We start from the raw sequence: 17,465 nt of genomic DNA, 5'->3' as shown, positions 1-17,465 counted from the left end.
AGGCGCGATGACAATCCGACCCGATCTCGCGCTAGCATCCTCGATTAGAACAGGGTGCCTTGATCGACCGGTTTCGTGGTGCGCTTCGGTGCCGCTGGCTTGGCCTCACGCGGCGCTTTAGACTCGCTTGCTATTGCCCACGAACGATCGGCGTCGGTGGTGGCTGCGATGCGGCCGTCGGCGAATTCGATCGAAAGGTTGACGCCGGGTCCAATCGCCGCAGCGGAGTGAACCGCATGGCCGCGTTCATCGCGCACCAGCGCAAAGCCGCGCGCGAGCACGCCGCGATAGGACAACGCCGACAGCAACTGTCCGCTATGGACGACACGCGCCTCAAGCCGCTGCATCGCGGTCACAAGCGCGCGGCGGGCGCGCTCGGCAAGGCGGTGGGTGCGTTCAAGGTCGCGCGCGATCGCGCTGCGTTGCGCCTTCGCGTTGGCGAGCCTCGAGGCCTTGAGCCGGATCCCAAGCCCGGCAAAACGCTCGCGGCGGCTTCGCAACAACGAGCGTGCCGACAGCGAGATGCGTTCACTGGAGACGGTCAGCCGTTGCCGCGCGTGGGTCACCTGGCCGTGCAGCACTCCGAGCGTCAGCCGCGCGCTGCTTGTGGCGAAGCGGCGGAAATGCGCATGCGTATTTGCCTTCAGCCCGCGCGGCAGCGCCGCGCCGAGATGATCGAGCCGCTGCCGCGGGATCGCGAGCAGTTCGCTCGCGGCGGGTAGCGCGCGGGCGGCCGCGCGCAACTCGTTGCGGCGGGCCTCCTGACTCCGTTGCCAGCACACCATCGTGCGGCGGCTGAGCGCTGCGACCTCGACGAACAATTCGCTGCGCACCGGCACAGCCATTTCGGCGGCCGCCGTCGGGGTCGGCGCGCGCCTGTCGGCGGCGAAATCGATCAACGTGATGTCGGTCTCGTGCCCGACCGCCGAGATCAGCGGGATATGGCTGTCGGCCGCGGCGCGGACCACGGTCTCCTCGTTGAATGACCAGAGGTCCTCCAGTGATCCGCCGCCACGCGCGACGATGAGCAGATCAGGCCGCGGAATCCGTCCGCCATCGGGCAGCGCGTTGAAGCCGCGGATCGCGGCCGCAACCTGCTCGGCCGAGCCTTCCCCCTGCACCTTCACCGGCCAGACCAGCACACGGCGGGGGAAGCGGTCCTCAAGCCGATGCAGGATGTCGCGGATCACCGCGCCGGTTGGCGAGGTTACGACACCGATCACTTCGGGCAGCCAGGGCAAAAGCTGCTTGCGTGCCTCGTCGAACAGGCCCTCCGCCGCGAGTTTCTTCTTGCGCTCCTCCATCAGCGCCATCAATGCGCCGACCCCGGCGGGCTCGAGCGACTCGATGACGATCTGGTATTTCGACGAGTTCGGATAGGTCGTGAGCTTGCCCGTCGCGATGACCTCAAGCCCTTCCTGCGGCTTGAATCGCATCCGCGCGTGGGCGAACTTCCAGATGACAGCCTCGATCTTGGCGCTGTCGTCCTTCAGCGCAAAATAACAGTGACCGGAGGAATGCGGACCGCGGAAGCCGGAGATCTCGCCACGCACGCGGACGTGGCCGAACCGATCCTCCACTGTCCGCTTCAGCGCGGAGGAGAGTTCCGAGACGGTGAATTCAGGCGCGTTGACGAGATTCTGCGCTGCAGTCATTTCCAAGTGATTCGGCTGAGTTGAACTCCAAACCAAGGTAGGGACTTTGGCCGCCATCGCCAATCCGCGGGGCTTGTTTGTCCACGTACTCTGTTATACAGAGTACTTTATATCGATCGCAGGAGATGAGCAGGGCTGGCCATTGACCCACAACCTCGCCCTGGCATGCTGTTCTATGCGATTGCCGGCGTTTGGTTCGGCTTCGCCTTCATCGTGACATTGATCCATTACTACTACGCCGGAGCCGCGTTCCTGCTGTGGATGGCGGTGGTCCATGGCGGCGGGCTTGTGCTCGGGGGCTTCTGGATGCGCCGGATCTGAAGCGATGGCCGAACTCGACGAGATCATCCACCAGCCGCTGCGGCTGCGGATCATGGCGGCGCTCAATGCACTGCCGGTCTCGACCGGGCTTGAATTCGCGCGGCTGAAGAAGCTGACAGGTGCCACCGACGGCAATCTCGGCGCCCATATCGAGACGCTCTCCAAGGCCGGCTACGTCTCCGTCGAGAAAGCCTTCGTCGGCAAAAAGCCGCAGACCACCGTGACTGCGACCGCAGCGGGCCGTGGCGCTTTCGCCCGCCATGTCGCAACGTTGCAGGAGATCATCGCGGGCAGGCAGGCTTAGCTCGGCCCATGTGGCCCGGAATGACAGGGGAATCGGCGTTATCGCCCCTTGCAGCCGAAGTGAGATTCGTGCGACCGACACGGGTCTTACATCTGCTTTGAGCCCTCTCGAATGAACATCCTCCTGCTCGGCTCCGGCGGCCGCGAACATGCTCTGGCGTGGAAGATCGCAGCGTCTCCGCTGGTGACGAAACTCTGGTGCGCGCCGGGAAATGCCGGGATGGCGCGTGAGGCCGAATGCGTCGCGCTCAATGTCGCCGACCATGCGGCTGTGATCGAGTTCTGCAAGCGCTGCGCGGTGGATTTGGTGGTGGTCGGGCCGGAGACGCCGCTGGCCGCAGGCATTGTCGATGATCTCGCGGCTGCCGGCATCAAGGCGTTCGGGCCGAGCAAGAAAGCCGCGCAACTCGAGGGCTCCAAGGGATTTACAAAGGACCTCTGCAACGAGTTCAACATACCGACTGGCACCTATCGCCGCTTCGACAACGCGAAGGATGCGCTCGCGTATGTCCGTGCGCAGGGTGCGCCGATCGTGGTCAAAGCCGACGGGCTTGCGGCCGGCAAGGGTGTCGTGGTGGCGAAGACGCTGCCTGAGGCCGAGGCTGCAATTGCCATGATGTTCGACGGCGCGTTCGGCGCTGCCGGCGCCGAGGTCGTGATCGAGGAGTACCTAACGGGCCGCGAGATCAGCTTCTTCGCGCTCTGTGACGGCGGGACCGCGATCCCGCTGGCCACAGCACAGGACCACAAGCGCGCGTTCGATCACGATGAGGGGCCGAACACCGGCGGCATGGGCGCCTATTCGCCGACGCCGTTTGTGACGGCTGAAGTGCACGACCAGATCATGACGCGGATCGTCCTGCCGACGGTTGCCGGGATGAAGAACCGCGGAACCCCGTTCAAGGGTGTGCTCTACGCCGGGGTGATGCTGACCGCGCAAGGTCCGAAACTGTTCGAGTACAATGTCCGCTTCGGCGACCCCGAATGCCAGGTGCTGATGCTTCGGATGATGTCGGACATCGTGCCGGCATTGCTCGCCGCCTGTGACGGGCAACTGAAGAATTTCGATTTGCGCTGGTATCCCGAGCCGGCGCTGACGGTTGTGATGGCCGCAAAAGGCTATCCCGGCGACTACATCAAGGGTACGCGGATCGATGGGCTCGACGACGCCGCGACGATCGAGGGCGTCGAGATATTCCACGCCGGCACGATTTTGAAGGACGGCGCGATCCTCGCCAATGGCGGCCGCGTCTTGAACGTCTGCGCGATGGGCAGGACGGTCACGGAAGCCAAAGAGCGCGCCTATCAGGCGGTCGATCGCATCAAATGGCCTGAGGGCTTCTGCCGCCGCGACATCGCCTGGCAGGCGGTGGAGACGGAACTGGGCCGCTGAGTTCTCCTTGCCTTGATGGCTTGCCATGGTCGATGGCATAAGTCGGTTCGCGCCGGCGGCAGAAAGGCTGATGCAGCATGTGCCGCGCGAGCGAAGGAGCGACTGATGCCTGATCTCGCCGATCTTTTCCCCGGCTATGCCTCCGAATGGATCAACACCTCGCAGGGCCGCATCTTCGCCCGCGTCGGCGGCAAGGGGCCGCCACTTTTGTTGCTCCATGGATTCTCATCGACGCATGTGATGTGGCATGCCGTCGCGCCGAAGCTCGACGACAAATTCAAGCTGATCATTGCCGATCTGCCAGGCTACGGCTGGTCCGACATGCCCAACAGCGACAAGGACCACACGCCATATACCAAGCGGGCGATGGCGAAGACCATGATCGAGGTCATGCAGCGCCTCGGTCATGTGCATTTCGCGCTCGCTGGTCACGATCGCGGCGGACGCGTGTCGTATCGGCTGGCGCTTGACCATCCCGGCAGGCTGTCGAAGCTCGCCGTGCTCGATATCGCGCCGACCTATGACTACTGGCAGCGGCTGAACCGGGTTTCCGCGTTGAAGATCTACCATTGGGCATTTCTGGCGCAGCCTTATCCGCTGCCGGAAACGCTGATCTCGGGTCACGGAGAGTTCTTCCTGAAGGAGAAGATGGCGAGCCAGACCAAGAGCAAGACGCTCGATGCCATTGATCCGCGTGCGCTGGAGCATTACATCGCCCCGTTCCGCGATCCCTCGCGCGTGCATGCGATGTGCGAGGACTACCGCGCCGGCGCGTATGCCGACTATGAGATCGACAAGGCCGATTTCGACGCCGGCAAGAAGATCACGATCCCGATGCTGGCGCTGTGGGGTGATGCCGGCGTAGCGAGCGCCGCGACAACGCCGCTCGATACCTGGAAGAAGTGGGCCACCAATGTAAGCGGCGCGCCGGTCGATTCCGGGCATTTCTTGACCGAGGAAAACCCGGATGCGACGGCGAAGCTGTTGCGGGAGTTTTTCCTGGCGGCGTAACTCGGCTCTTGCACCGTCATCCTGAGGAGCGCGTAGCGCGTCTCGAAGGATGCTCGGCCCAGCTGGTGGCCGTCGCCCTTCGAGACGGCGCTATCGCGCCTCCTCACAGGATGACGGGTCGATATTTCATCTGCGGATCGCTACCGCCGCGCCTTGAAAAAGTCCTTCAGCAGCGTCGCCGCCTCGGTCTCGCCGACCGCGCCATAGAGCTCCGGCACGTGGTGACAGGTCGGCTGCGCGAAGAACCGCACGCCGGATTCGACCGCGCCGCCCTTGGGGTCGGCGGCGCCGTAATAGAGCCTGCGGATGCGGGCAAACGAGATCGCCCCGGCGCACATGGTGCAAGGCTCCAGCGTGACGTAGAGGTCGCAATCGACCAGCCGCTCGGTGCCGATCGCTTCGGCCGCCTGCCGGATCGCAAGGATTTCCGCATGCGCCGTCGGGTCTCGATCGGTCAGCGTGCGGTTGCCGGCCTTGGCGATTACCTCGTAGTCCCGCACAATCACGCATCCGATCGGAACTTCGCCCGCTTTTCCGGCACTTTCGGCGGTTTCCAGGGCCAAATCCATGAAAGATGGGGCTGACATGCCTCGTATCATCGGAAGAAACCTGCTAGTAGCTTCGCCTTCAGCAAAAGTGGATGCCGGTTTTGCGTCAAACGCGCCGCCAACAGGTCGCGTACGGCCGGTTACACTTGCACCCAATTGAACGTCCAGCGAGATCATTCATGCCCCGCGACAGCGACAAAAACAACGATTCCCGCGGCCGGCGTGATCGAGCCGGCGGCGGCCATGGCCGCGCCGGCGGCAAGGGCCGCTCCGGCGTTGCCCGCGGGCCTGAGAAGAAGTTCGCCAAGCGCGGCTTTGGCGACAAGGGCGACCGCGACAAGCGCTCGTCTGGCGGCGACCGCGAGGGCCGTCCGTTCCGCCGCCGCGAGGACGGCGATGCGCCGCGCCGCGATTTCGGCGACCGTCCGCGCTTCAAGCGCGACGATCGCGGCCGCGACGAGGGGGAGAAGCGTTCCTTCAGGCCGCGTGGAGAGCGTAGGGGGGATCGGGATGACGCACGTCCCGCAGGGAAGTTCTCCGACAGGAAGTTCGGTGACAAGCGTCCCCATGGTGATCGCGACCGCGAGAAACGTCCCTACGCGCCTCGGGCCGACCGCGCCGAGCGCAAATTCGAGGACAGAAAGTTCTCGCGCGGTGATCGCGACAAGCGTTCATTCGGCGACAAGTCAGAGGGGCGCCCGTTCCGCCGCCGCGAGGACGGCGACGCACCGCGCCGTCATTTAGGCGACCGTCCGCGCTTCAAGCGCGACGACCGTGGACGCGACCGCGAATTCGAAGGTCGTGACCGCGGCGAGCGGAAGCCCTGGCAAAAGCGCGTTGGCAAGCCGCGCGACGATCGCGGCGACGGTGAACGGCCACGGTTCTCGCGCGGCCGCGAGGATCGCGCCCAGGGCGACCGTCCGTTCCGCGACCGCCCGAAATTCAGCCGGCCGCGATGGGATCGCGACGGTGAATCCGGCGATCGAGACAACCGCCGGCGCGAGCGGCCCGAGGGGCGCACGGACTGGCAGGAGCATCCGCGCAGCGAAGGCCGCTTTTCCGACCGTCCGCGTCGGGACAACGAGGACGACAGCAAGATCTTTGCGAAGCGTCCGGCGTTCGGCGGGCGCGGCGCCTATCGCGAGCGCTCCTACGACGACAAGCGTGCGCGCCCCGAGCCGAAGCCGAAGAAATCCGGCGAGCGGATCGCAAAAGTGCTGGCGCGCTCCGGCCTTGCCTCGCGGCGCGACGCCGAGGAGATTGTGACGCAGGGCCGGGTCACCGTGAACGGCCGCGTGATCAATTCGCCGGCGCTCGACATCACCGAGAACGACGTGGTTGCGGTCGACGGCAAGCCGTTGCCGCCGCGTGAGCGCACCCGGCTGTTCCTGTATCACAAGCCGCGCGGGCTGATGACGACGCATGCCGATCCCGAAGGGCGGCCGACGGTGTTCGACAATCTGCCGGAAGGCTTGCCGCGGCTGATCTCGATCGGTCGGCTCGATTTCAACACCGAAGGGCTGCTGCTGCTCACCAATGACGGTGGGCTGGCACGCACGCTGGAGCTTCCGGACACTGGCTGGCTGCGGCGCTATCGCGTGCGCGCGCATGGCGATGTCACGCAGGCGCAACTCGACCAATTGAAGAAGGGCGTCGAGGTCGATGGCGTCAAATATGGGCCGATCGAGGCGGCGCTGGAGCGCGACCAGAGCGCCAATGTCTGGGTCGTGTTCGCGATCCGCGAGGGCAAGAACCGCGAGGTCCGCAACGTGATGGCGCATCTCGGCCTCGAAGTGAATCGGCTGATCCGGGTGTCCTACGGGCCGTTCCAGCTCGGCGAGCTTGAGGAGGGCCAGGTTGAGGAGGTCAAGACGCGGGTGCTGCGCGAGCAGCTTGGGGAGAAGGTCGCAAAGCTTGCGGGCGCCGACTTCGCTCCGCCGGAACAGCGTGAGGCGGATGAGGGCGGCGATGGCCGGCGCGGCAAGAAGTCGTTCAAGCCGGCGGGCAAGAGCGCGTTGATCAATGACCGCAAGGGCCGCCGCGTGCTGGTGCAACGCACCGGCAGCGAGGAGGCGCGCGCCCGTAACGAGGACGAAGCCAATGGCTACGGTCCGCCCCGTCGCGTCAAGCGCGGCTATCACGGCAAGCGCGATCTCAAGCCGCGCGACGAGTAACCGTCGATGCGTGTCGTTGGGGGGCGATTGAGAGGCCGTAATCTCGCGTCGCCGCAGTCACGCGAGATCCGACCGACCGCCGATCGCTTGCGCGAGTCCGTCTTCAACATCCTCATCCACGCCTATGACGACCCGATCGCAGATGCGCGCGTGCTCGATCTCTTCGCCGGCACCGGCGCGCTCGGCATCGAGGCGGTGTCGCGCGGGGCCAAATTCACGCTGTTCGTCGACAATGGTGCGGAAGCCCGCGCGCTGTTGCGCAACAATGTGGAGTCACTCGGGCTCGGCGGCGTGACCAAGGTTTATCGCCGCGACGCCACCGATCTCGGACCTGCGCATCCGGTGGAACCGTTCTCGCTGGCGTTCCTCGATCCGCCCTATGGCAAGGGGTTGGCCGACAAGGCACTCGCTTCGCTCCGCGATGGCGATTGGCTCACGGCTGGTGCGCTCGTGGTGGTGGAGGAGGCGAAGGCCGCAGCGTTCGCGGCGCCCGACGGTTTTGAGGAACTTGAGCGGCGCGCGTATGACGACACGGAGTTCGTGTTTCTGCGAAGGACGTAACATCGTCTCATACGAGGCTGTCATCACCCCCGCGTGGGGTGGTTACCTTCGCCCGAACAGCTTCTCGATATCCGACAGCTTCAATTCCACATAGGTCGGGCGGCCGTGGTTGCACTGACCGGAGTTGGGCGTGTCTTCCATCTCGCGCAACAGCGCGTTCATCTCTTCCGGCTTCAGACGCCTTCCGGCGCGGACCGAGCCGTGGCAGGCCATGGTGGCCGCGACATGCATCAGGCGGCGCTCGAGCGGCAGCGCCTCGTCCCATTCCGCCATGTGCTCGGCGAGATCGCGCAACAGGCCCGCGGCATTGATCTTGCCGAGCAGCGAGGGCGTCTCGCGCACCGCAACCGCGCCGGGACCGAAGGATTCAATCGCGAGTCCGAAGGATGCCAACTCCTCGACGCGATCGAGCAGCTTTTCGACAATTGCCTCGTCAAGCTCGACGATGTCAGGGATCAGCAGGATTTGCCGCTGCACACCGTTTCTGGCAAGCGAGGACTTCAGCTTCTCGTAAACGATGCGCTCGTGGGCCGCGTGCTGGTCCACGAGGATGAGCCCATTGCGTGTCTGCGAGACGATGTAGGTCTCGTGGATCTGGGTGCGCGCGGCCCCCAATGGACGGTCGAGTAAATCGGGGGCTGACTCTGCTTCGAAGCGCACATCGGCAGCCGGCGCACCGACATCGAATGCAGCCTGCCCTGGCTCGGCGAAGGCCGCCGTCGCCCCCTCGAACGACCGCATCGGGCTGACTGGGAACGATGGCGAGCTGCGCCAATCCCAATTGCCCGGACGCGGCGGCGCGAAGGCGGGGCGGAACGCCTGTAGCGCTGCACCATCGGCATTGGCCGCAGTGCGCCTGCCTTCGCGCGCAAGTCCGTCCTTCAGCGCGTGAACGATCAAAGCACGCACAAGGCCCGCATTGCGGAAGCGCACCTCGGTTTTGGCCGGATGCACATTGGCGTCCACGGTCTCGGGCTCGCAGCTCACAAACAGCGCAACGACGGGATGGCGGTCGCGCGGCAGGTAGTCGGAATAGGCCGCGCGCACCGCGCCGAGGATCAGTTTGTCGCGTACCGGGCGTCCGTTGACGAACAGATATTGCCCGAGTGCGTTGGCGCGGGTCAGCGAGGGCGCGGCGGCAAAGCCTTCCACGATGACGCCGTCGCGTTCCGCGCGGACTTCAACGGCGCTGCCGCGGAAGTCGGCGCCGAGGATGTCGCCGAGCCTCGTCAGGCGGCCGGCGGCGCCGGGCAAGGCGGCGGCCCACGTCACCTGCGCCCGTTCTTCGCCCGCCAGCGTGAAGGCGATGTCGGGGCGCGCCATCGCAAGGCGCCGTACCACCTCGCGGATCGCCTCGGCCTCGGTGCGGTCGGTCTTGAGGAATTTCAGCCGCGCCGGCGTCGCGTAGAAGAGGTCGTTGACCTCGACACGCGTACCCTGACCGAGCGCGGCCGGCATGATCTGTGATTTCGCGCCGCCCTCGACCGATAGCGACCAGGCGTGCGGCTCGCCGGCGTGGCGCGTGGTGATGCCGAGCTTTGCGACCGCGCCGATCGAGGGCAACGCTTCGCCGCGGAACCCGAGCGTCCTGATGCGCAGCAGGTCTTCGTCGTCGAGTTTGGAGGTCGCATGGCGGTCGACCGCGAGCGCAAGATCGCCGCGCGTCATGCCACCGCCGTCGTCGGTGATACCGATCCGGCGCCGCCCGCCGCCATCGGTGAAGATGTCGATCCGGCTGGCGCCGGCGTCGATCGAATTCTCCACGAGTTCCTTGACCACGCTTGCGGGACGTTCGACCACCTCGCCGGCGGCGATGCGGTTGACGACCTGTTCGGGAAGCTGGCGGACGGGCATAGGACCGGCGTTCATGAGGAGATTCGAGGATCGGCTCCATTCTAGGGGGCTGCGGACGCAAATGCATGGGGTGGGTGCAAATGCCGGCATCTGCTGGGGATGAAGCCGGCCTATCGCGTTGAAGATGCTCGACTTCGGGTTCGGGCTCGCGAGCCGCCACGTGGCGATTGTGAGGCCGCACGCGCCGGTATATCGTTTAGAAAAATTATAAATCAGACCGGAGGATCGCCATGTGCCATTTGTTCGCGCACCAGCCGCAACGCGACTACGAATCGCAGACCCGATCGCTTCGGATCGACGGCCATTGCACCTCGATCCGGCTGGAAATGGCGTTCTGGGACACGCTGGACGAGATCGCGGCGAAAGAGGGCATGACGCTCGCCAAGTTCCTCACCACGTTGCACAACGAAGTGCTCGACCACCACGGCGAGGTGAACAATTTTGCCTCGCTCTTGCGCTGCTCCTGCCTGATCTATCGGTCACGGGCGGCCGCACCGGCCACAGTCGCGGATTATCATGGCGACGCAGGGGCGATCCTCGACGCGGCCGAGTAGACGTGAGCTTTAACCGCGCAATCAAACGGCGGCCCTGTCCGGGGTGGACAGGGCCGCTGGTGTTTTGAGAGAAACTAGATCTCCTTGCGCTGCATCGCGCCGGCGATGTGATCGGCCTGCCGGATCGCCAGCGACACGATCGTCAGCGTCGGGTTGCAGGCCGCGCCCGACGTGAACTGGCTGCCGTCCGAGATGAACAGGTTCTTGACATCGTGGGTCTGGCCGAACTTGTTGACCACGCCATCTTTCGGCTTCTCGCTCATCCGGTTGGTGCCGAGATTGTGGGTGCTCGGGTAGGGCGGCGTCGGGTATGTCACGGTGGCGCCGACCGCCTCGTAGACGGCGGCCCCTTGCTTATAGGCGTGCGTGCGCATCGCGACATCGTTCGGATGATCGTCGAAATGCACGCTCGCGACAGCCATGCCGAACTTGTCCTTGACGGTGGGGTCCAGCGTGATGCGGTTGGTCTCCTGCGGCATGTCCTCGCCAACCAGCCACATGCCGGCCATCCGCGGATAGCCCTCCATCGCGGACGTGAAGGATCGTCCCCATGCACCGGGATTGAGGAACGCCGCCATGAACGGCAGGCCGAGCGACAGCGTCTCCATCTCGTAACCGCCGACGAAGCCGCGCTTTGGATTGTTCTTTGCCTCATCGCTGATGATGCCGGCCATGGTTGTGCCGCGATACATGTGCACCGATTTCTCGAAGGTCGCATACACGCTGCCGGTCATGTGCCGCATATAGTTGCGCCCGACCTGGCCGGATGAGTTGGCAAGGCCGTCCGGGAACATGTTGGAGGCGCTATTGAGCAACAGCCGCGGGCTCTCGATCGAGTTGCCGGCGACCGCCACCACGCGCGCCTTTTGCCGCTGCATCGCGCCGGTCGCATCGGCATAGACCACGCCGGTCACCTTGCCAGACTGATCGTGCTCGATCTTGATCACCATGCTATTGGGGCGCACTTCGAGATTGCCGGTGGCCTCGCCTTTCGGAATCTCGGTGTAGAGCGTCGACCATTTGGCGCCGGACTTGCAGCCCTGGAAGCAGAAGCCGATCTGCTGGCAGGATCCCCGGCCGTCGCGCGGCTCGCTGTTGATCGCCATCCGTCCGGTATGGACTTCCTTGTAGCCGAGCTTCCTCGCACCGGCCTCCATCACCTTGAAGTTGTTGTTGCCGGGCAGCCCTGGAATGCCGTTGGTTCGGGTGACGCCCATCTTGTCCTCGGCCTTGGCGTAATACGGCTCCATTTCGGAGAGCGTGATCGGCCAATCCAGCAGATTGGCGCCGGGAATGTTGCCGTAGGCCGACTTGATCTTGAATTCGTGTTCGTGGAATCGCAGCGATGCGCCGGCCCAATGCGTGGTCGAGCCACCGACCGCCTTCACGATCCAGGCCGGAATGCTTGGAAAGTCCTTTGCCACGCGCCAGCTTCCCGACGTGGTGCGCATGTCCGACCAGGCGAGTTGGCTGAAGCTTTCCCATTCGTCGTTGATGAAATCCTGGTTCTCGATGCGCGCGCCGGCTTCCAGGATCACGACTTTGACCCCCTTCTGCGCCAATTCATTGCCGAGCGTTCCGCCGCCGGCGCCGGAGCCGACGATCACGACAACGCCGCTGTCATTCAGATCGAATTTTGCCATGGTTTCCTCCTGACCGTTCGTTGCGTGACGCCTAGGCCTTAGGCAGCCAGTCGATGTCGGCGAAGCCGCGCTTGATGTAGCCGCCATGCTCGGCGGAGGAGCCCTCGTAGCCGAATCTCGGCCAGACCTCCTTGTTGTTGTAGAGCGAGACGACGAGATCGCCGCGGATCTTCTGGAAGAAGGCGCTCGGTTCGATCCGTTGCAGCAGCACGACGCGATCGTTCTCCCAGGCGACTTCGACATATGGCACCTTGTGGCGCTCGTTGGCCTCCTGGTCGAGCCTCGCAACGCCGTCATTGATCAGGGATTTGACCGCCGGATCCTTCGCGGCCTTGTCATCCCACGGCTTGACCGCGGCGATGTAGTAGCTGTCGCCGAGGAAATCGTGCGGATAGATGTCGCGCGACATCTTCAACAGCGTCTTCAGCGTGGCCGGTGTCAGCGTGGTCGCGTCGTCGGCCCAGGCGTCGGTGACTCCGAGCCCCGTGGTGGCCGCGATCGCAACCGCCGGCACGGTGGTGGCCGCGCCCTTCAGGAAGACGCGGCGATCATATTTACTGCGACGATCAACTTCTCTCATGGGGTTCCTCCGTGGATTGTTTGTTCATTGCGACTAACCGAAGCGCCCGCCGCGCTGGATTACCTCGATCTTGTAGCCATCGGGATCGGTGACGAAGAAGAAGCGCGCCAGCGTCTTGCCGTCATGCTTGAAATCGCGCAGCGGTCCGGGCGACAGCTTCTCCTTCTCGAAGCGCGCGTGCTCGCCATCGACGTCATCGACGACGACGGCGAGATGGCCGTAGCCGTCGCCGAGCGCGTAGGGCTCCTTGCGATCGAAATTGACCGTGAGCTCCACCTCGAAGGGCGAGGAGGGGTGACGCAGATAGATCAGCGCGAAATCGGGGAATTTCAGGTGATCGGCAACATTGAGGCCGAAGGCGCGCTTGTAGAAGTCGAGCGATTTGGCCTCGTCGAACACGCGGATCATCGAATGAACGGGTTTTGCCATTCAGTTCAGCTCCTTCAGGAAGGCGATGATCAAGGCGCGGGTGTCGGGCTTGGCCTGTCGGTAGGCCATCACCGCGCCGGGGACCAACTCTTGCGGATTGGCGAGCCAGGCATCGAGCTTGGCGTCATCCCAGACGAAGTCGGCCCTAGCCAGCGCGGCGGAATATTTGAAACCATCGCCCTTGCCTGCGGACTTGCCGACGATCTTGTAGAGCGACGGCCCTTGCCGGACGGGATCGGACGTGTTGGTCGTGTGGCAGGTCGCGCATTGCTGCTTGAACAGCGTCGCGCCGTCAGGCGGCTTGGCCGCGGGCAGCGGCATTTGCGCACCGGCCATTTGCACTGCAAGCATCGCGCTGCAAAATCCCAGCCCGATCGTCCACCCTGCGCGCAGCTCTGTCATATACATCACCGTTGGCGTGCAGAGACTGTAGGGCGGTCAAAACTGGCCGTGGTAGTAGCGGGCTGTTTCAGTGCAGAACAAAAGCGGGTGCTGACCCCGCGAATAGGAGCCGGAACGCCGGGTGCGCCGCAGGAGATCCTCTCGCGAGTGGAACCTGTGTTGCCGCATATGCGGACGACAATTTCGCAAAATCTCCGCGAAATCCCTGCATGATGAACACACGGCGCAGCTTGCATGGACCGTGCGCCGTTTGCGCAAGTTCAGTCTCGTGCGATGGGCTGGGTCGGCGCAGCAAACGGCGCGCACCGGCGCCGGACCCCCATCGTGATTCACTATCCAGGAGAAATGGATGAAGTTTGCGAAAACCACCGTGCTCGCATTTGCCGTCTCGGCCGCGCTGGCCAGCCCTGTTCTCGCCCAAGGCGCTTCACCTGACACCAAGATGCGCGGCGGCGCACAGGGCAGACCGATGACCGCGCCGGGATCGATGTCAGGCAGCGGCGATGAGGAGTTCGAAGCGCAGCCGAACGCGGCGACGCAAAAGGGTGGCGTCAACGCCAAGGCGGGCACAAAGGCTACGGTCGGCGCGGGCCACGCGACGCCGAAAGCAACCGGCACCGAGTCCGGCGGCAAACGTTAATCGATGCTTGTTCCGGATGCGTGCTTCACGCCGCACCCGGAACGTCGATCTCACTCGTCGAAACCGCGGGTGCCGCGGCGCGCCTTGACGTCGCCGCGGCGCTTCTTGCCGTCGAGCCGGCGCTGCTTGGAGCCGAGCGTCGGCCGGGTCGGCCGTCGCGGCGTCGGCCGCACCAGCGCCTCGCGCAACAGTTCGAGCAGGCGGTCGATGGCGTCGGCACGGTTGCGCTCCTGGGTGCGGAAGCGCTGGGCATGGATCACGATCACGCCGTCCTTGGTCATGCGCTGGCCGGCGAGTCGCACCAGCCGCGCCGCGGCATCCTCCGGCAGCGCGATCCTGCGCGTGTCGAAGCGCAGCTGGGCAGCGGTTGCAAGCTTGTTGACGTTCTGCCCGCCAGGACCCGACGCGCGGACGAAGCCGATCTCGATGTCGTTCTCGTCGATGGAGAGGTCGCGAGCAAGCCGCAGCATGGCGTCACCGGGAAGTGGGAATCGCCGTCCACCATAGCCGGTTTGGCGAGCAGGCGCTTGCGCGAGCTTTGGCGGCCCTCTCCGCGAACGGAGAGATGCCGCTTGGCGGTGCTACGGATGGCTCGTTCAGTTGTTCGCTGATGGTGCCGCGGCGGCGGGCTGGGCGGCGGCCTGTGGCGCGCGGCCGACGATCACGGTGAGCAGACCGTCGCCCCACAGTTTTTTCGCAACCCGCTTGGCATCCTCCAGCGTCACCGCGTCGACGATGGCGTTGCGCTTTTCGATATAGTCGATCGGCAGCTTGTCGACCTGGTATTGCAGCATCGCCTGGGCGAGCTTGGAGGAGGTGTCGAGCGCCAGCATCTGCGAACCCTTCAAATAAGACTTCGCCTCGTCGAGCTCGGTCTGGGTCGGACCGTCCTCGGCGATGCGGCGCACCTCCTTTCCGATCGCATCGACGGTCTCGCCGGCGCGATCGGCGCGGGTGCCGGTGTTGCCGATGAACAGCGCCGAATGCTCCATCCAGAGCAGCGCCTGATAGACCGAATAGGCAAGGCCACGCTTCTCGCGGACTTCCTTGTAGAGCCGCGACGACAGCCCGCCGCCGCCGAGAATGTGGTTCACCACATAGGCCGCCATGAAATCCGGATCGTGCCGGCGGATGCCAGGGCCGCCGAAGGTCACGACCGTCTGCGGCACGTCGAGCGGGATGAACGCGCGCTGCGGCGGCGTGGTCGCGACCACATCGGAAACCGGCGTCAGTTCGGCCTTGGCCGGCAGCCTGCCAAAGGTCTTGTCGAGCAGCTTGCCGAGAGTGTCAGGATCGATGTCGCCGACCACAGCGATGCGCAACGTGTCCCTGGCGATGACGCGGCTGACGTAATCCTTCAGGTCGGCGATCTCGATCTTCGGCACGCTCTCGAGCGTACCGTTTGACGGCTTGCCATAGGGATGATCGGCGAAGGCAAGTTCAAGGAACTTGCGGCCGGCAAGCGCGGACGGATTGGTCGAGTCGCGGCGCAGGGTCGAGATCAACTGGGCGCGAATACGCTCGACATCAGTTGGCTCGAACCGCGCCGAGGTCAACGCCATGCGCAGCAGGTCGTAGGCCTCGTCCTTGTTGTCCTTGAGCATGCGGAGCGAGCCGCGGAAATGATCGCGCGTCACCTGGAAGCTGAGCTCGATGGCGCGGCGATCGAGCCGCTCGTGGAAGGTTTTGGAATCGAGGTCGCCGGAGCCTTCGTCGAGCAGGTCGGCGACCATGTTGGCGACGCCGGGCTTGCCCGCCGGATCCTGGCTTGCGCCGCCTCCGAAGGCATATTCCATCGCGATCAGCGGCACGGTCGAATCCTGCACGAACCACGCTTCGATGCCGCCGGGCGACACCAGGCGCTGGATCTTGGCTGCAGCCTGCGAGGGCGCGGACGAGAGTGCCAGCAGCGTGGCGCAGGCGCCGCCGATCAGTGCCGCGCGGCGGGTGAGGGAATAGTTCACGAGCGCTTCTCCTCGCGTTTCGACGCAGAATCCTTGATCAGATAGCCGGTCACCGACCGCTTCTTGTCGAGCCATTTTGCCGCGGCGTCACGTACCTGCTCGGCGGTGACGGCGCGGATGCGCTCCGGCCAGCTCCTGATGTCGTCGACGCTGAGCCCCGTAGTCAGCGCGCCGCCATACCAGCGCGCCAGCGTTGCCTGATTGTCCTGGGCGTAGATCGCCTCTGCGATGAGTTGGGTCTTGACCCGCTCGAGGTCCTCGGCGCGGGCCGGATTCTGCGCGATATCGGCGATCACCTTGTCGACCGCCTCCTCGATCTGTGCGAACTCGACGCCGGGCTTCGGCGTCACCGAGATCGAGAATTGCGACGGGTCGAGCGCGGTGCCCTGGTAGCCGGCACCGGCGCTGATCGCGAGCCCGCGTTCGATCACCAGCGCGCGGTACAGATAGGAGTTGGCGCCGCCGCCCATCAGTTGCGCGAGCACGTCGAGCGCCGTGCTCTCGCCGGCCGCCGCGGTCGAGGCCGAGGGCACCAGGTAATAGCGGCGCAGGCCAGGCTGCTCGACGCGCGGATCGGACAGGGTGACGGTACGCGGCGCCGCCGGCGTCGGCTCCTGCGGCCGGATCCGCTTTTCGGGGATCGCGGGCTGCGCGGGGATCGCGCCGAAATTCTTTTCCGCCAGCGGGCGGACATCCTTGGCGTCGACGTCGCCGGCGACGATCAGGATCGCGTTGTTCGGGGCGTAGAAGCGGCGGTAGAAGGCAAGCGCATCCTCGCGGTCGAGCTTTTCGATCTCCTGGCGCCAGCCGATCACTGGCCGGCCATAGGGATGGTTGAGATAGAGCGCGGCCATGATCTGCTCGGTCAGCCGTGCATCCGGGTTGTTGGCGACGCGCATGTTGAACTCCTCGAGCACGACGTCGCGCTCGGGAAGGACGTTTTCATCCTTGAGGATGAGACCGGTCATGCGGTCGGCCTCGAACTCCATCATGGTGGCAAGCTGCTCGCGCGGCACGCGCTGGAAGTAGCCCGTGTAGTCGACGGAGGTGAAGGCGTTCTCGTTGCCGCCGACCCGCAGCACGGTCTGCGAGAACTCGCCGGCCGGGTGCCTGGTCGTTCCCTTGAACATCAGATGCTCGAGGAAATGGGCGAGCCCGGATTTGCCCGGCGTCTCGTCTGCAGAACCGACCTTGTACCAGATCATCTGGGTAACCACCGGCGTGCGGTGATCGGGGATCACCACGACCTGCAGGCCATTGCCGAGGGTGAAGCTCGCGGGGCGCTCTGACGTGACGGTGGTCTGGGCGCTAAGGCTGCTGCCGGACAGCGAGATCGTGGAGACGAGCGCGGCAATGAACAGGGCAGTTGATCGACGTGAGGGCATCATGATCCTTTTGGGAGCCCGGCATTGTCGCCGGGGCACGAAAGCCCG

General features: G+C 64.9%; 17 protein-coding genes and 1 pseudogene. 8 read left to right on the top strand and 10 right to left on the bottom strand.

The window, feature by feature from the left end:
* Positions 1-44 precede the first annotated feature (44 nt).
* Positions 45-1,655 (bottom strand): exodeoxyribonuclease VII large subunit, encoded by a 1,611-nt coding sequence (gene xseA, locus JQ553_RS11455; protein WP_212500041.1) that lies wholly within the window; start codon positions 1,653-1,655, stop codon positions 45-47.
* A gap of 165 nt (positions 1,656-1,820) precedes the next feature.
* Between xseA and JQ553_RS11450 the strand changes: the two are divergent.
* The 4 genes and pseudogenes from JQ553_RS11450 to JQ553_RS11435 all read left to right on the top strand — a co-directional run.
* Positions 1,821-1,976: pseudogene (locus JQ553_RS11450) on the top strand (hypothetical protein); the annotation flags it as partial.
* Positions 1,977-1,980: 4 nt separating this feature from the next.
* On the top strand, positions 1,981-2,280 hold the full coding sequence (locus JQ553_RS11445; protein ID WP_212500039.1) for a transcriptional regulator: 300 nt from the start codon (positions 1,981-1,983) through the stop codon (positions 2,278-2,280).
* 111 nt (positions 2,281-2,391) lie between these two features.
* Positions 2,392-3,672 (top strand): phosphoribosylamine--glycine ligase, encoded by a 1,281-nt coding sequence (gene purD, locus JQ553_RS11440; protein WP_212500038.1) that lies wholly within the window; start codon positions 2,392-2,394, stop codon positions 3,670-3,672.
* A gap of 105 nt (positions 3,673-3,777) precedes the next feature.
* Entirely contained in the window at positions 3,778-4,683 is a 906-nt protein-coding gene (locus tag JQ553_RS11435; RefSeq protein ID WP_212500037.1) for an alpha/beta fold hydrolase, read from the top strand.
* Positions 4,684-4,823: 140 nt separating this feature from the next.
* Here JQ553_RS11435 and JQ553_RS11430 read toward each other — a convergent pair whose 3' ends face one another.
* Positions 4,824-5,270 (bottom strand): nucleoside deaminase, encoded by a 447-nt coding sequence (locus tag JQ553_RS11430; RefSeq protein WP_212500036.1) that lies wholly within the window; start codon positions 5,268-5,270, stop codon positions 4,824-4,826.
* A 140-nt stretch (positions 5,271-5,410) separates the two neighbouring features.
* Between JQ553_RS11430 and JQ553_RS11425 the strand changes: the two genes are divergently transcribed.
* The gene (locus tag JQ553_RS11425; RefSeq protein WP_212500035.1) at positions 5,411-7,405 is read left to right on the top strand and encodes a pseudouridine synthase; all 1,995 of its coding nucleotides are present in this window, start codon (positions 5,411-5,413) and stop codon (positions 7,403-7,405) included.
* 6 nt (positions 7,406-7,411) lie between these two features.
* Positions 7,412-7,966, top strand: a complete 555-nt coding sequence (rsmD, locus tag JQ553_RS11420) for a 16S rRNA (guanine(966)-N(2))-methyltransferase RsmD (protein ID WP_212500034.1) — start codon at positions 7,412-7,414, stop codon at positions 7,964-7,966.
* 42 nt (positions 7,967-8,008) lie between these two features.
* Here rsmD and mutL read toward each other — a convergent pair whose 3' ends face one another.
* Positions 8,009-9,820, bottom strand: coding sequence for a DNA mismatch repair endonuclease MutL (gene mutL / locus JQ553_RS11415; RefSeq protein WP_212500366.1), 1,812 nt, complete (start codon positions 9,818-9,820; stop codon positions 8,009-8,011).
* 230 nt (positions 9,821-10,050) lie between these two features.
* Between mutL and JQ553_RS11410 the strand changes: the two genes are divergently transcribed.
* On the top strand, positions 10,051-10,374 hold the full coding sequence (locus JQ553_RS11410) for a ribbon-helix-helix domain-containing protein (protein WP_212500033.1): 324 nt from the start codon (positions 10,051-10,053) through the stop codon (positions 10,372-10,374).
* Positions 10,375-10,448: 74 nt separating this feature from the next.
* Here JQ553_RS11410 and JQ553_RS11405 read toward each other — a convergent pair whose 3' ends face one another.
* The 4 genes from JQ553_RS11405 to JQ553_RS11390 are packed head-to-tail and all read right to left on the bottom strand — an operon-like array spanning position 10,449 to position 13,362.
* A complete protein-coding gene (locus JQ553_RS11405; protein ID WP_212500032.1) occupies positions 10,449-12,017 on the bottom strand; it encodes a GMC family oxidoreductase in 1,569 nt (522 codons plus the stop codon).
* Between the two features lie 31 nt (positions 12,018-12,048).
* Positions 12,049-12,597, bottom strand: a complete 549-nt coding sequence (locus JQ553_RS11400) for a gluconate 2-dehydrogenase subunit 3 family protein (RefSeq protein ID WP_212500031.1) — start codon at positions 12,595-12,597, stop codon at positions 12,049-12,051.
* Positions 12,598-12,630: 33 nt separating this feature from the next.
* Complete coding sequence (locus JQ553_RS11395; protein ID WP_212500030.1) at positions 12,631-13,026, bottom strand: VOC family protein; 396 nt, start codon at positions 13,024-13,026, stop codon at positions 12,631-12,633.
* Positions 13,027-13,362, bottom strand: coding sequence for a c-type cytochrome (locus tag JQ553_RS11390; protein WP_212500365.1), 336 nt, complete (start codon positions 13,360-13,362; stop codon positions 13,027-13,029).
* Between the two features lie 415 nt (positions 13,363-13,777).
* Between JQ553_RS11390 and JQ553_RS11385 the strand changes: the two genes are divergently transcribed.
* A complete protein-coding gene (locus JQ553_RS11385; protein ID WP_212500029.1) occupies positions 13,778-14,068 on the top strand; it encodes a hypothetical protein in 291 nt (96 codons plus the stop codon).
* Positions 14,069-14,118: 50 nt separating this feature from the next.
* On the opposite strand, the gene arfB is transcribed toward JQ553_RS11385, so the two are convergent.
* From arfB to JQ553_RS11370, 3 genes are all read right to left on the bottom strand, one after another.
* Entirely contained in the window at positions 14,119-14,538 is a 420-nt protein-coding gene (arfB, locus tag JQ553_RS11380; protein WP_212500028.1) for an alternative ribosome rescue aminoacyl-tRNA hydrolase ArfB, read from the bottom strand.
* A 126-nt stretch (positions 14,539-14,664) separates the two neighbouring features.
* Positions 14,665-16,032 (bottom strand): pitrilysin family protein, encoded by a 1,368-nt coding sequence (locus tag JQ553_RS11375; protein ID WP_312015125.1) that lies wholly within the window; start codon positions 16,030-16,032, stop codon positions 14,665-14,667.
* Positions 16,029-17,420, bottom strand: a complete 1,392-nt coding sequence (locus tag JQ553_RS11370; RefSeq protein WP_212500026.1) for a pitrilysin family protein — start codon at positions 17,418-17,420, stop codon at positions 16,029-16,031. Before JQ553_RS11370 ends, JQ553_RS11375 begins: the two co-directional genes overlap by 4 nt.
* Positions 17,421-17,465 lie beyond the last annotated feature (45 nt).

It is taken from the genome of Bradyrhizobium lablabi (assembly GCF_018131005.1).
GTDB classification, from domain to species: Bacteria; Pseudomonadota; Alphaproteobacteria; order Rhizobiales; family Xanthobacteraceae; genus Bradyrhizobium; species Bradyrhizobium lablabi_D.
This window is presented reverse-complemented; position numbering and strand designations above follow the sequence as displayed.